Origin of the sequence: Methylocaldum sp. GT1TLB, from assembly GCF_051027445.1 — a bacterium.
GTDB lineage: Bacteria > Pseudomonadota > Gammaproteobacteria > Methylococcales > Methylococcaceae > Methylocaldum.
In genome coordinates this window covers 891,816-905,781 of the sequence record NZ_CP194898.1, presented here as the reverse complement: position 1 = coordinate 905,781, position 13,966 = coordinate 891,816, and the positions used below count along the sequence as shown (strand labels likewise).

At 52.6% G+C, this 13,966-nt stretch carries 11 protein-coding genes; 8 read left to right on the top strand and 3 right to left on the bottom strand.

The window, feature by feature from the left end; translation table 11 throughout:
- Positions 1 to 243 precede the first annotated feature (243 nt).
- From ACR2R1_RS03900 to hxlB, 3 genes are all read left to right on the top strand, one after another.
- On the top strand, positions 244 to 819 hold the full coding sequence (locus ACR2R1_RS03900; protein ID WP_434112743.1) for a hypothetical protein: 576 nt from the start codon (positions 244 to 246) through the stop codon (positions 817 to 819).
- Positions 820 to 1,162: 343 nt separating this feature from the next.
- The gene (gene hxlA, locus ACR2R1_RS03895; RefSeq protein ID WP_077731052.1) at positions 1,163 to 1,804 is read left to right on the top strand and encodes a 3-hexulose-6-phosphate synthase; all 642 of its coding nucleotides are present in this window, start codon (positions 1,163 to 1,165) and stop codon (positions 1,802 to 1,804) included.
- Positions 1,805 to 1,815: 11 nt separating this feature from the next.
- The gene (gene hxlB / locus ACR2R1_RS03890; RefSeq protein ID WP_077731053.1) at positions 1,816 to 2,349 is read left to right on the top strand and encodes a 6-phospho-3-hexuloisomerase; all 534 of its coding nucleotides are present in this window, start codon (positions 1,816 to 1,818) and stop codon (positions 2,347 to 2,349) included.
- 629 nt (positions 2,350 to 2,978) lie between these two features.
- Here the strand turns inward: hxlB and ACR2R1_RS03885 are convergent.
- Together ACR2R1_RS03885 and ACR2R1_RS03880 are read right to left on the bottom strand one after the other, a co-directional pair.
- The gene (locus ACR2R1_RS03885; RefSeq protein WP_133716093.1) at positions 2,979 to 3,503 is read right to left on the bottom strand and encodes a hypothetical protein; all 525 of its coding nucleotides are present in this window, start codon (positions 3,501 to 3,503) and stop codon (positions 2,979 to 2,981) included.
- A 395-nt stretch (positions 3,504 to 3,898) separates the two neighbouring features.
- Positions 3,899 to 4,885: a transaldolase gene (locus ACR2R1_RS03880; protein ID WP_156880884.1), complete on the bottom strand. Its 987-nt coding sequence runs from the start codon at positions 4,883 to 4,885 to the stop codon at positions 3,899 to 3,901.
- Positions 4,886 to 5,340: 455 nt separating this feature from the next.
- Here ACR2R1_RS03880 and tkt point away from each other — a divergent pair, with 455 nt between their 5' ends.
- The 4 genes from tkt (at position 5,341) to ACR2R1_RS03860 (ending at position 10,339) form a co-directional block, all read left to right on the top strand.
- Positions 5,341 to 7,377 (top strand): transketolase, encoded by a 2,037-nt coding sequence (tkt, locus tag ACR2R1_RS03875; protein ID WP_434101861.1) that lies wholly within the window; start codon positions 5,341 to 5,343, stop codon positions 7,375 to 7,377.
- A gap of 198 nt (positions 7,378 to 7,575) precedes the next feature.
- The gene (fba, locus tag ACR2R1_RS03870) at positions 7,576 to 8,640 is read left to right on the top strand and encodes a class II fructose-bisphosphate aldolase (protein ID WP_077731055.1); all 1,065 of its coding nucleotides are present in this window, start codon (positions 7,576 to 7,578) and stop codon (positions 8,638 to 8,640) included.
- A gap of 3 nt (positions 8,641 to 8,643) precedes the next feature.
- Entirely contained in the window at positions 8,644 to 9,423 is a 780-nt protein-coding gene (locus tag ACR2R1_RS03865) for an HAD-IA family hydrolase (RefSeq protein ID WP_077731056.1), read from the top strand.
- Positions 9,424 to 9,460: 37 nt separating this feature from the next.
- Entirely contained in the window at positions 9,461 to 10,339 is an 879-nt protein-coding gene (locus tag ACR2R1_RS03860) for a phosphoribulokinase (protein ID WP_086133945.1), read from the top strand.
- Between the two features lie 221 nt (positions 10,340 to 10,560).
- On the opposite strand, the gene ACR2R1_RS03855 is transcribed toward ACR2R1_RS03860, so the two are convergent.
- Positions 10,561 to 12,885: a dynamin family protein gene (locus tag ACR2R1_RS03855; RefSeq protein ID WP_347257411.1), complete on the bottom strand. Its 2,325-nt coding sequence runs from the start codon at positions 12,883 to 12,885 to the stop codon at positions 10,561 to 10,563.
- Positions 12,886 to 13,223: 338 nt separating this feature from the next.
- On the opposite strand from ACR2R1_RS03855, the gene ACR2R1_RS03850 reads away from it, so the two are divergent.
- Positions 13,224 to 13,913: a retropepsin-like aspartic protease family protein gene (locus ACR2R1_RS03850; RefSeq protein ID WP_434112740.1), complete on the top strand. Its 690-nt coding sequence runs from the start codon at positions 13,224 to 13,226 to the stop codon at positions 13,911 to 13,913.
- Positions 13,914 to 13,966 lie beyond the last annotated feature (53 nt).

Sequence of the window (13,966 nt, the reverse complement as noted above, 5' to 3'; positions counted from 1 at the left end):
AGTCAGTGATGCACATGTATACTCACTCTTCGGCGGGCAGCTAGCGCTACGGAGGGCTTCGCCGGAATGGTTTACTGAGCTCAGTTGATCATCAAAACGCGCATCTTTTGTGCTCACAGGTCATTGAAAGAGCCTCATATATTCCATTTGATGATGCGCCCCCTTATACTAAGTCAGGAGTGGCCATCCAGCGCATGCTGGCGGGGGTCTTCATCCATTTCTTAAGATGTTTAGGAGAATGATGTGAAAAAACGTAATTTGACGAAAGCGATACTTACGGCGCTGCTGCTAGCCAGCCCGTTGGCGATGGCGGAATCAGAATACCCAGCAGCAGACTTTGAGCCGGTAGTCATTACCCAAGACGCTGATTTAATCGCCAAGCACGCTGAGGCTGCAAAGGAACGAGCAAAAACCGTACAAACCATGCAGGCGAAGCAGGATTCGAGCAACTCGACGGCGGTATCAGCCGATCAACCCAGCTCTGGTGCTGCTGCCGAAAAAGCCGAGAATCCCTTGGCGGAAAATTATCCGATCGGCTTGATCGTTCTGGGCTTGGCTGGTTTCATCTTCTGGAGCAGCAGACAATCCGGATCTAATGTCCAGCCTGTTCAGCACGCACCTGCGCCAGTTTCGAGCGGTGCAGCGGGCGAAACCGGCGTGGCAAAGTACATGAAAACCCTTTCGGAACCTGCCAAAGCTGCTGCGAGCGAAACCGGCGTGGCTAAATACCTGAAAAATCTACCTTCAGCTGCCAAACCAGCGGCAGCCGTAACGGGGGTGGCGAAGTACCTGAAAAATCTCGAAGAGACCGCAAGATAAAACGGCTGTTATCGCAGAAAGTGATAGGTTCCTCCAAAACTTGGCTTTGGCAGGCATTAGACGCAGAAGCTGGTTAAGTCATCTCTTATGTGCTGGCTCGAATAATCCCGCATTTTTCGATTCATCGCCGCTATCCACCGATTGTCCCGACGCATAGTCGTGAAACTGCACATGTGTTCACGGTGTCGCGCGCTGGCGATGATAGATACGAGAGAGCGACAGAGGATCGTTGACACCTATCCCGGTTCTACTTTAGAGTTAACAAATAATGCGTTTAAAGAATGCATTTATAAAGATTAAGTTAATAAGTATCTAATCAACTATAACAATTGGAGTACCTATCATGGCAAGACCATTAATACAATTGGCATTAGATTCTTTGGACGTCAACCAGACTTTGAAACTTGCTGGCCTTGCGGCGCCTTATGTGGATATCTTCGAAATCGGAACGCCCTGCATTAAGCATAATGGAGTCAGCCTGGTCAGAGAATTGAGGAAGAAATACCCGAACAAACTGATTTTGGTCGATCTCAAAACGATGGACGCCGGCGAGTACGAGGCGACGCCTTTCTATGCGGCAGGCGCCGATATCTGCACGGTTCTCGGCGTGTCCGGTCTTCCCACCATCGCCGGCGTAATCAAGGCCGCCAACGCGCACAATGCAGAAGTACAAGTCGATCTCATCAATGTACCGGACAAAATAGCATGTGCCAGAGAGTCCGCCAGGCTTGGCGCCCATATCATTGGCGTTCACACGGGTCTTGATGCGCAGGCGGCTGGGCAAACTCCGTTTGCCGACTTGCAAGCCATTGCCAGACTGAACCTGCCCGTCAGAATCTCTGTTGCCGGTGGAATCAAGCAGTCGACCGTCCAGCAGGTTGCGCGTGCAGGCGCAAACATTGTTGTTGTTGGCGCTGCAATTTACGGTGCTCCTTCGCCTGCTGATGCCGCACGTGAGATTTGCGAGCTCGCTAGCGCCGCATAAAGGGGCATCTTATGCATCAAAAAACGATCATAGAAAAGATTTCTGGCGTCTTAGGAGCCACAGATCCCACCTATGATGAAAAGTTGACTCGCATGCTCGACGAGGCGTCGCGAGTGTTTGTAGCTGGTGCCGGTCGATCGGGACTGGTCGCAAGATTCTTTGCGATGCGACTGATGCACGGCGGTTATGATGCATACGTAGTTGGTGAAATTGTTACCCCGAGCATTCGAAAGGGTGATTTATTCATCGTGATCTCGGGCTCCGGAGAAACGGAGACGATGATTGCATTCACCAAACGTGCTAAGGAGCAGGGCGCAAAAATCGTTTTGCTGTCCACAAAGAACAGCTCAACAATTGGCGATATGGCGGATTTCGTGTGCCAGATTGGCACTGCGGAGCAGTATGGCAAAGTTGTAGGCATGCCAATGGGTACCACGTTCGAGTTATCGACGTTGATCTTCTTGGAAGCTACGATCGCCCACATCATTCACGAGAAGGGAATTCCGGAAGAAGAGATGAGGACAAGACACGCTAATCTGGAGTAGTGTCTTAAGGCTAAGGCCAATATGTATGTATTATGTATTGGCCTAGTCGAATGTCAGGGAATCAAATCGTTACGCGCTGTGTGTTAACACAACTGCTCGCGACCGAACAGTTGATACGCAGATAGCGAGTTTGGTCTTGTGGCCGGATTAACTTACGAAGAAAGTCCGGCCACGATGCCTGAGGGGTGCGGTACTATCGTAGTGCCCTTCAATAGACCATGAGCGAGTATTTGACGGGCCTTGTAGCTCGTTAAGATATTGCACCCTGGCAAAGCTCGTATCGAACAATGGTCTTGTGCCGAGACTGTTCGCTTTTCAGCGCCTGCACGTGCGTCAACCATGCACGCTTATATCGCTTTTCACGATGCCAGCGAAACCGATCGGATGGGCGTAGTGATAGCGCCTCACAAAAAATACTCCTCGCCGCCGATTTTCCAGACCGCCAGGTCTGTAGACTACAGATGAAGGACTCATCATCCGAGTCCGTCTCAATTTAAAGGCTCCGTTTCAGTTCCTGGCTCTGACGCATGCGCAACTTCGCGCGTAGCTGCGGCACAGATTCCGGAATAGCTAGCTCGAGCAAAGCATTGCAAATGCTTGAGGCCGGCATGCGCTTTTATCTGAAGCGCTTATTGTTTGGTTTGTCGCAGTTTTTGAGAGCATATGTTCTCGGCTTGGCCCGCCTTGATGAGAAGGGATACGGGGTACTTATTTTCGCGAAGGAATTTTTTCACTTCATCGATCGTAAGGCGCTTTGATTCTTCCTGTGCTATGCATTCACACAGGTTTATGATCGGGGAATCATCGCTTGTAATGACTCTATTCGGATTTGCTTTTTCTTTTTTCACGCACATATCAGCATACTTATGCTCAAAGGCGTGATGGTCCTCTTCACTAATAACATGAGCTAACGCACTGGCTGAAAATAAGCACGTTGCAATGATTAGAGTGACGCCCATTGTGCCCGATAATTTTCGGGGTAACACACGGGTCTTAGATTCATGGATAAATGAAGGGGGCATTTTGCTTCTCCAACTTAACGAATAGAAAACACGTCCGCCCAATTGATTAATTTTTCCTCGCTGAACCATGTCAATATATAAACGACCAGTTTTAGGCATCTTTCTTGGTTGACTCAATGCAAGATGGCGCATATTGGTCTGACAAGGCAGGAAGACCGGAGATAGGGCAGATCGCTCGGATGATTATGGGCTGGCGATCCTTGAAAAAACTATTGTCGAGGACTATTGCGCCGATAAGGACGTTTGGAACCAATGGAAAAGAAAGCGATTAATTGGTCCGCACCGTTGAGCTGAAAGGATCGCATTCCTCGAGGTCGCTTCTTGCTAGGGTGGACAACGTCGGCAATCAACGATGTCTGGCCGACGTTTTAATCGGTGTTCCACCCAAACTCTTACACGAAAATCGCGGCATCGAATAAGCGACTACTTCTTCCAGATTGTCGACGTGTTCCACATCGCCATAGAAGTTGGCCGCCCTCCGGATCTCGGATCCGGAAATATTCTCAGCCGCGTAGTTAGAGTCTCCTCTATCCCTCAAGGTAGGATAGTCGGGTCGCAAGGAGTTTTTCCAACGTTTCCAAGGCCTTGGTGAAACCGTCGATACCCTCTGACAGCTTTTCCGAAGCCATGCGATTCTCGGCATGCATCCGGTCGTAAGTCGCTTTGTCCATAGCGATTTTGTCGATCGAGGCACTAGCGGCCTTTTGCGGATCCAACTTCCGCGGCAGCTCGTCCTCGGTAGACTGTAGCTCGGACAACAGAGAGGGCGCAATGGTCAGGAGGTCACAGCCGGCCAACTCGGTAATTTCGCCGATATTCCGGAAGCTCGCGCCCATGACTTCCGTCTTGTAGCCAAACTTCTTGTAATAGTTGTAGATTTGGGTGACCGAAAGAACACCTGGATCTTCGGCGGGCGGATAAGAGTCGCGTCCGGTATCTTTCTTATACCAGTCCAGAATTCGCCCAACAAAGGGAGAAATCAACGTGACGCCCGCCTCGGCGCAGGCAATCGCCTGATGCAAGCCGAACAATAGCGTCAGGTTGCAATGAATGCCTTCCTTTTCCAGTACTCCGGCGGCTTGTATGCCTTCCCAGGTGGCAGCGATTTTGATGAGCACGCGTTCTTTTGAAATGCCCGCAGCTTCGTACTGCGCGATGATCTCGCGAGCCTTGGCTATAGTGCTCTCGGTATCATAAGAAAGTCTTGCGTCCACTTCCGTGGAAACGCGGCCTTCGATGATTTCCAGAATTTTTAGGCCAAAGGAAACGGCCAACCGATCGAAAGCGAGGGAAGCTACCTGCGATGCCTGTGCATCCTTGCCCAGAGTCTGTCTCGCCCCTTTCAGTGTGTCGTCGACGATGCCCTGATACTGAGGCATTTGGGCGGCGGCGGTAATGAGCGAGGGGTTGGTAGTCGCATCTCGGGGCTTAAAGGTTTCTATAGCCTGAATGTCGCCGGTGTCGGCCACAACCACCGTCATTTCTCGGAGTTGGTCAAGTAAATTCTTTGGCATAATCGAATCCTGCATTTCAAAGTAATATGTGTCTGGAGAGCTACGGGAACATCCCGGCTCCCGATTACTATTGCATTTGGCACTACAAGCATTTCTGACGGAACTGCTTGATCAGAAATACTCTAAGGCCTGCTACAGCAATAACCGGCTAAGGATACATGGAACCAAACCGTCTTAACAAGAACGGCAGGCTTACGTGTGCAGGTCGTTGCCAAATCGGTTGGGAGAAGACTTTCGATACACTGGCAAGTCTTGAGCGGCGCCCTGACGCATTTACGTTCTTTGGTCCAGGACGATTCTTGGATAATGCTCGGAGCAATGTTTTTGGCTCCAACAGCTGTCAATGATTGACCTCAAAGGGGGAAGAATCCATCAGCCGACGGCACGCTCGTGCGAATCTGGTGACAAAGCCGATCAGGCTGATAAAATTCCATCCCTACTTTCGTAAGCTAACCATAAAAAGTATCAAGGAGAAAAATATGCCTTCGCGTCGAGAATTAGCAAACGCCATACGCGCTTTGAGCATGGATGCTGTACAAAAAGCGAATTCCGGGCATCCGGGAGCGCCAATGGGAATGGCAGATATCGCCGAGGTGCTGTGGAACGATTATATGCGGCACAATCCGGCAAACCCGAAATGGCCGGATCGCGACCGCTTCGTTCTTTCCAACGGTCACGGTTCCATGCTCTTGTACTCGTTGCTGCATTTGACCGGTTACGACCTCCCGATCGAAGAGCTGAAAAATTTCCGTCAGCTCCACTCCAAAACACCGGGCCATCCGGAATACGGTTATGCACCGGGCGTTGAAACGACCACCGGTCCTTTGGGGCAGGGCATCACCAACGCGGTCGGCATGGCGTTGGCCGAACGTACGCTGGCAGGCCAATTCAACCGTCCCGGCCACAAAATCGTCGATCATTACACTTATGCATTCTTGGGCGATGGCTGCTTGATGGAAGGCATTTCCCACGAAGCTTGCTCGCTTGCCGGATCCATGAAGCTCGGCAAGCTGATCGCATTTTACGACGACAACAATATTTCGATCGATGGTGAAGTACGCGGCCACGGCAACACGCCAGGCTGGTTCATGGATGATACCCCGAAGCGTTTTGAAGCCTACGGCTGGCACGTCATCCCGAAAGTCGACGGTCATGACGCAGAGGCTGTGAAGAAGGCCATCGAGGAAGCACGCGCCGTTACCGACAAGCCCTCTTTGATCTGTTGCCAGACGATCATCGGTTGGGGCTCTCCCAATAAGCAGGGCAAGGAAGAATGCCACGGCGCCGCATTGGGTGCCGATGAAGTAGCTTTGGTCCGTGAGACCATCGGCTGGCCGCATCCGGCGTTCGAAATCCCGTCCGAAATTTATGAAGCGTGGGATGCGAATGAAATCGGCGCGAAGGCCGAGTCCGACTGGAACGACCGCTTCGAAAACTATCGCAGCGAGTATCCGGAATTGGCTGCTGAATTCGAGCGCCGCATGGCAGGCGAGTTGCCCCGCGACTGGGCAGAGAAGTCGGAAGCCTTCATCGCGAAAGTTAATGAGAAAGCCGAAACCATCGCGAGCCGAAAAGCGTCGCAGAACGCTCTTAACGGTTTCGGACCGCTGCTGCCCGAAATCATGGGCGGCTCCGCCGACCTGGCAGGTTCCAACCTGACCATCTGGTCCGGCTGCAAGAACGTGAATGCAGAAGGTTACGACGGCAATTACGTCTACTATGGCGTGCGCGAGTTCGGCATGTCGGCGATTATGAACGGCATCGCCTTACACGGCGGTTTTAAACCTTACGGCGGGACCTTCCTGATGTTTTCCGAATACGCACGCAACGCGCTGCGTATGTCGGCCCTCATGAAGGCACCGGTGATTTATGTCTACACCCACGACTCCATCGGTCTGGGCGAAGATGGTCCGACACATCAACCGATCGAGCAAACTGCCACGCTGCGCATGATTCCAAACATGCAGGTCTGGCGTCCGTGCGACTCGGTGGAAACGGCGGTGGCTTGGAAAACCGCAATTGAGCGCAAGGATGGTCCTTCATGCCTGATCTTCTCGCGGCAGAACCTGCCTCACGTGTCTCGCACTCCGGCGCAGATCGACGCCATCCGGCGCGGCGGTTACGTCGTTCGCGACTCTGATGGGACGCCGGATGCGATCATCATCGCCACGGGCTCGGAAGTCGAGCTGGCGTTGAAGGCGGCGGAGGAGCTTTCAGGCAAGGGTAAGAAAATTCGCGTGGTTTCCATGGTTTCGACCAATGTGTTCGACGGTCAAGATGCCGCATACCGCGAGTCGGTATTACCGTCTGCCGTTACCAAGCGCGTCGTCGTCGAGGCGGGTGTTAGTGATGGCTGGTTCAAGTACGTAGGACTCAATGGCAAAATCGTGGGCTTGGACCGCTTCGGCGAATCCGCACCGGCCGGCCTACTATTCAAGGAGTTCGGCTTTACCGTCGAAAATGTTGTCAAACAGGTGGAGTCGATTCTCTAGGATTGATTTTCTAGAGATTTGGGAAAGGGCCTAACTGGCGACGATTTTCAACGGATGCTCCCCTTCGGGCGGACGGTTGCCGAAAGGGAGCATACGCCATCCGGCAGTGCTCGGTTCAAGCAAGTCGCTTGGACGAAATCGTCGGTTGGCTGAATTTCGTCGCTAAGTTGGCGATCAGGAGGCGAGAGGAGTCGATCGATGGCTATCATTTCCTTAAGACAATTGTTGGATCACGCCGCCGAGCACAACTACGGTCTGCCGGCGTTCAATGTCAATAACATGGAGCAGGTCAAGGCCATCATGGAAGCCGCTTCCGCAGTCGACGCTCCGGTGATTCTGCAAGGATCCGCCGGCGCGCGTAGCTATGCGGGCGAGCCGTTTCTGCGCCATCTCGTTCTCGCCGCGGCGGAAATGTACCCGCATATTCCGATCTGCATGCACCAGGATCACGGTGCTTCGCCAGCCGTGTGCATTCGTGCCATTCAGTCCGGGTTCAGTTCGGTGATGATGGATGGTTCCTTGCTGGAAGACATGAAAACGCCTTCCAGCTATGAATACAACGTCGAAACCACCCGCAAGGTCGCCGATATGGCGCATGCGTGCGGCGTTTCCGTCGAGGGTGAATTGGGCTGCCTAGGCTCGTTGGAAACGGGAAAAGCGGGCGAGGAAGATGGCCACGGTGCAGTAGGCGAGTTGGATCATTCTCAGCTGCTGACGGACCCCGACGAAGCTGCCGATTTCGTCAAGAAAACCAAGGTCGACGCCTTGGCCATTGCCATTGGTACGAGCCACGGCGCTTACAAATTTACTCAGAAGCCGACCGGCAAAGTGCTACGCATCGACCGCGTCAAAGAAATCCACGCCAGGATTCCAAACGTCCACTTGGTCATGCACGGCTCCTCCTCGGTACCGGAAGACTGGGCGGCGATGATCAATAACTACGGCGGCGATATCGGCCAGACCTATGGTGTGCCGGTCGAGGAAATCGTAGAAGGTATTCGTCATGGCGTACGCAAGGTGAATATCGATACCGATCTTCGTATCGCGTCGTACGGCGCTATGCGCAAGTACATGGTCGAGGACAAAAAGAACTTCGATCCGCGCAAAGTCTACAAGGAAGCGCAAAAAGCTATGACCAGCATTTGTGCAGCCCGTTACGAAGCATTCGGTGCTGCTGGCCAGGCTTCGAAGATCAAAGTCATCAGTTTGGAAGAGATGAACAAGCGGTACAGCAAGGGAGAATTGGATCCGGTCGTCACTTAGACCGTGTTCAAAGCCCTTATTTTCGACGTGGATGGCACACTGGTGGATACGGAACGCCAAGGTCACCGCGTCGCATTCAATCGAGCTTTCGCCGAAGCTCGTTTGAATTGGGTTTGGGACGAAGCCCTGTATGGCGAGTTATTGACTGTTGCTGGCGGCAAGGAGCGCATCCGCCATTTCATAGCCAGTTATCACCCTGAGATCCCCTGCGGCGAGGGCGAACTAAGCCAATTCATCGAGAACCTGCACGCCACGAAGACGCGCCATTATATCGACCTGCTGAACAGGGAAGGAATTCCGGCTAGGCCGGGTATCATTCGCTTGATCAAGGAAGCCAGGGCCGCAGGATTACGGCTGGCTATCGCGACGACCGCGTCTGCGGAAAACGTCGAAGCCTTGCTGGCGGCGTCTCTCGATACCGACGCACCGGATTGGTTCGAAGTGATCGCTGCAGGCGATATCGTTTCGAACAAGAAACCGGCATCCGATATCTATGAGTACGTGCTGACGAAATTAGGCTTGAAGGCTGAGGATTGCCTTGCATTTGAGGATTCGGAAAACGGCTTGCGAGCGTCGCTCGGAGCTGGCATTCCGACTCTGATTACCGTCAACGACTACACCTCCGGTCAGGATTTTACCGGGGCAGTACTGGTAATAGATCACCTCGGAGAGCCGGAACAGCCTTTGACGTGCCTGAGCGAAGCTCCTTCGGAAGCGTTCAGTCTGGTCGATATTGACGTTCTCAGGCGATTATTTGAACGCTGGACTCGCGAAAAACCATAAAGCAACAATAAACTCGCGGTTCCTTGAGGAGTCCTCCATGTCGAAAAAGCACCCTGTCATTGCCATCACCGGCTCGTCCGGTGCGGGTACGACAACTGTAAAGAAGTCTTTTGAGCACATTTTTTTTCGGCTGGGATTAAAGCCTCTCATGATTGAGGGTGATAGCTTTTATCGATACACCCTCCTCGAAATGCATGAACGAATTACCCAGGCGCAGCAAGAAGGAAAATACTTCAGTCATTTCTCGATTGAGGCCAATATCCTGGACGAGCTGGAAAGGACCTTCAAGATATATGGGGAAACCGGCTCGGCTAAGCGTCGGTACTATATTGGCAGCGAGGAAGAGGGGAAAAAGCACGGCGGCTACCAAGTTGGGACTTTCACACCATGGGAGAAAGCACCTCGTGGGAGCGACCTGATGTTCTACGAGGGGTTACACGGCGCGGTCAAGACCGAGACCATCGATGTCGCGAAATATACCGATCTGCTCGTCGGCGTCGTTCCCATCGTCAATTTGGAATGGATTCAGAAAATCCATCGGGATAACTCTCTGTTTGGCTACAATCCGGAAGACATCACCGATACCATCCTCAGGCGGATGGAGGATTACGTGAAGGTGATTACGCCGCAGTTTTCTCGTACCGATATCAATTTTCAGCGAGTTCCCTTGGTGGATACTTCAAATCCCTTCATCGCGCGCGATATTCCGACGCCGGATGAAAGCGTTGTGATCATCCGCTTCAGAGATCCAACGAAGTTCGACATCGATTTCGAGTATCTGCTGCAGATGATTCATAAGTCCTTCATGTCCCGACACAATTCTATCGTTATTCCCGGGGGGAAAATGGGCCTGGCGATGGAAATCATATTCCGGCCGATCATGGAGCGTCTGATGGACGAGCGTAAAAAAGCGTAAAGGCTGCTGGAATCTTTCTGGATTTATGTAGCATTGGTATGGCGGACGCTACACGTTAAGGTTTCCATGAATAGGTCTACTTGTCGGTAAGGGGTTACCGACCTACGGCGGCTTTCTCCGGTCTACATGTTTGGCGTGCGTCACGCCGCAGCTGCGATGAAAAACAACTCAATAGGAAAATAAAGCAAGCCGACGGAAGACTGATAGTCCGCGGTCTCGGTTCAACTGTCGGCGCTTCTTCGACCTTGGCTGACGGCAGTCGTCACGACCTGATAAGCATCCTTGATCACTTTCTGCTTTTGCAGTTCGGAATTCAATTCGGCGTCGATATCGGTATTGAGCTGTTTCATGATCGTTTTGGCTATCTCGTCCTTGACAGATTCGAAATAGGTCAGCAAATCCTCTTCCAATTCCTCGAAATAGTTTTTTATGCCGCGGCGCGCGAATTTGTTGATTTGACGTTGTTGCTTGCGTGTGTAATCGAGCAAGCCGATCTTATAGCACTCGAGGGCACGATCGATTTCGTCGGATTGACCTGCAGTCACGGGCGATATCGGCTGGGTTTCCGTAAGGGCTCGGTAAATGCTCGTCAGTTTGTCCACCCCTAAAGCCAGCATTTGCTTGACACCCGCGTCAGGTCCGAGCAGGCGCGCGCTCTTTGCGATTTCCAGGGCGCGGTCGGCATTCTTCTGAACTAATTCCACGATGTCTTCTTTGTTCTGGACGGACTCGTCGGCCTCCTTAGCCATAATGGTACGTCCGAGTTCGTCGATGACACCGCCGTACTCGAACAGGAACACGTCACACATACCCTTCAGCCGGTTAACCATATCGCGGCCGCTCAAACGGTCACTTAGAACCGTAAGCACCTCATCCGGCAGCGCCTCGTTGGAAGAAATCCCGTCTAGCAGGCGCAAGAGATAACGGCGTACGATCTGCTCCTCCAAGAGGTGTTGCAACTGACTGCGGAATGTATGCTGAATGTGAAGGTTTTCCTCGATTTTATGCGGCAGTCGGCTGACGACGCTATGCAGATCCAGGCCTTTGAGCAGTTCGTTCTTCAGCGCTTTGCGATCCAAGGTGTCGATGGCGTTGACGATTTGCTCGCCCAGCTGCTCTCGGTCTTCATCACGCCAGAATACAAATTCCGGCAGTACCTCGGTACGCAGTACCTTGATGTGTTCTTCTACGGTGGTACGAAGGTGCCGCAGGACTTCGTCCTGGCGGCGCGATAATTCGCCGGCGATAAAGGTGCTTTTCATACTGTCATCGCTTTTGTTTTTGTAGTTTTGATACAGCGGTTCCAAGCGTTCCCGCAGTCGCTTGGCCAGATCGACATATTCGCTGCGCGCTTCGTCGAGAAACTCGGCCTTGGCGGTGTGAGCCAAGTATTCGAACAAACTGGTACGAAATGCGGCGAAGTTCTTGGCTTCGTCCAGCGACTTGATAAAACCTTCAGCCTCGTTTCGTTCAGGTATTTTGCCGATGGCTTTCTGAAGAGCATCTACATGTTCGCGAATACTGCCGCTCTTTTCCAGGCGGCCTTCCTGAATCAGTTTCAGCAGCAGGTAATTAAGCGCCGATACCCGAAACACACGGTCCTTGGCGATATGAAACCCGTAATGATCGATTTTTTGCGCGAAGTTCGCCAACTCTTCCTTTTTCTGCTGACTGCTCAGCACGTCCCACTGATTGATCGCCCAAAAGGCGCGCTGCAGCACGCGCTTGCGTTGGCTGTGGATTTCGGCCAACAGCTCGATCTCTTCGCCTTCCAGCAGGTGAAACACCTTCATGGCGATGACGAACGCCTTGGCGTCGTTTTCGACGTACGATTTGGTCACCTTGCGGTGGCGAGGATTGACCACGCCTAATCCGGGCAAGTCGACGAGAACGACGTTTTCGGGGATGCTGACATCGGTGAGGAAGACTTCTGCCTGATCTACGAACAGCACGTCCTCGTAATCTTCGGTGACATAGCTCGGCAACTCCGCCAGAGCGATTTCTTTGACCGATCCGTTGAGTTTATTCCAGCCTTCGATCAAGGTTTTCAACTCATCGAAGAATTTTTGCTTGTTGAACGAGCCGAATTGGTTTTTGTACTGTTCGATATCCTTTGCCAATGTGCCCAGCAATTCGCCTTTGCTCAGCTTTCGGTAAGTATCGCTGCTCTTGCGCAACTCCTTGGACAACTCTTCGAGATACAGGTTTTTCAGCTCGTCTCGGGCGCTTTCGTTGAGGTAATGGATAACGGCCCGATTAGCGCGCCCTTTACGGATCAGCGTGGGAATGGCGGTGAAAGACTTGGTTGCCTGGGGCAAGATATCGTCGCCCAGCACGGCGTTGATGATGGTGCTCTTGCCGGCCGAGAATGCACCCAGAAACGCCACCGGGAATTCCGGCGATTTGAGCCGTTCCAACCAAGTGCGCTTGCGGTTGACATAATATTTGAAATCGTCGGTGACTCCTAAATATGGCGCGGCGGCGTCGTAGGCTTCGAACAGGCGTGTGAATGCTTTGACGTAATTGCTGTAATCCGACTCTTTCATCCGTAGGTTTCCTGATTATTTTTAGGTGCCAGCGATATTTTAGGTTTAAGCTGCCGACAGTGGTAAAGGCCGAGCCATAAGACCATGGTCAATTAACGGAATATATTACCATTTATGTTACGCAGACCTTAGCGGCTAAAATCGATCGACTTTCCGCCGCAACGCATTCCGGGAATTTCCGTAAGGTCGCTCCAATGACGGACAAAAAACCCCTGCCTACCATAAGAAGGCGGCTCCAAACGGCGGGCGACGATTTCGGCGTACGGCTTTCCGGATCAACGGACCTGGATCGTGGTCGAAGACGGTTTCAGTGAGAGCATGATTGCATGAGGAAATTCATGGTAAGACGTCTACGCCGGTTTTTCTTAGGAATGCTTCTGATCGGCGCATCACCGACATGGGCCGAAGCGGAAACTCTGCGCACCCAGCTGGAAACGTTAGCGGCCGAACACGAATTTGTCGTGCAAGGGCTCGATCGCCTAGGACCCGAATCTGCGCGAGATACGGCGGGCGACCTGCCGACCCGGCTCAGGATGCTTCTCGAAGACTACAACTACGTCCTCATGAGTGATCGGCCCGGAGCGGTTGACCGGCTGTTGATCACCAGCGCGAAAATGCCGGCGCAAACGCGCGCCTTTAACGCCACCATCAAAACGACGCGGCTCGGCCCCCATCATCAGGTCGAAACGGTGTTGGTAGGACCAAACGGCGTGGCTTTTCCGGTTACTTTGATCGTCGACACCGGAGCCTCGACGCTTGCTTTGCCGGAATCGATGGCCAGCGAACTGGGTTTCGTTCCCGAAGCCCTTCAGCCGGGGGTCAGTCATACCGCGAACGATATTGTGCCGATTAAAGCCGGTATCCTAGAATCGGTTCGGGTGGGGCCCGTTTCGGCTGGAGCCGTGCCGGTCGCTTTTTTTCCGGACGACCGTCTCCGCGGTGCGAAGCTTTTGGGAATGAGCTTTTTGAGCCGTTTCCGCGTGACTTTGGACGAAGCAGAGAATGAACTGATTCTGCTTGCGAAATGACCTCTCTTACGCAGGGTATGGAAGACGTCCCGAGATCCAGCCGAACGGCGGTA

Coding starts and splice junctions, on each gene's coding strand:
- fba (WP_077731055.1), top strand. CDS start 7,576: ATGGCTATCATTTCCTTAAGACAATTGTTGGATCACGCCGCCGAGCAC.
- ACR2R1_RS03850 (WP_434112740.1), top strand. CDS start 13,224: ATGGTAAGACGTCTACGCCGGTTTTTCTTAGGAATGCTTCTGATCGGC.
- ACR2R1_RS03860 (WP_086133945.1), top strand. CDS start 9,461: ATGTCGAAAAAGCACCCTGTCATTGCCATCACCGGCTCGTCCGGTGCG.
- ACR2R1_RS03885 (WP_133716093.1), bottom strand. CDS start 3,503: ATGCGCCATCTTGCATTGAGTCAACCAAGAAAGATGCCTAAAACTGGT.
- ACR2R1_RS03855 (WP_347257411.1), bottom strand. CDS start 12,885: ATGAAAGAGTCGGATTACAGCAATTACGTCAAAGCATTCACACGCCTG.
- hxlB (WP_077731053.1), top strand. CDS start 1,816: ATGCATCAAAAAACGATCATAGAAAAGATTTCTGGCGTCTTAGGAGCC.
- ACR2R1_RS03880 (WP_156880884.1), bottom strand. CDS start 4,885: ATGCCAAAGAATTTACTTGACCAACTCCGAGAAATGACGGTGGTTGTG.
- hxlA (WP_077731052.1), top strand. CDS start 1,163: ATGGCAAGACCATTAATACAATTGGCATTAGATTCTTTGGACGTCAAC.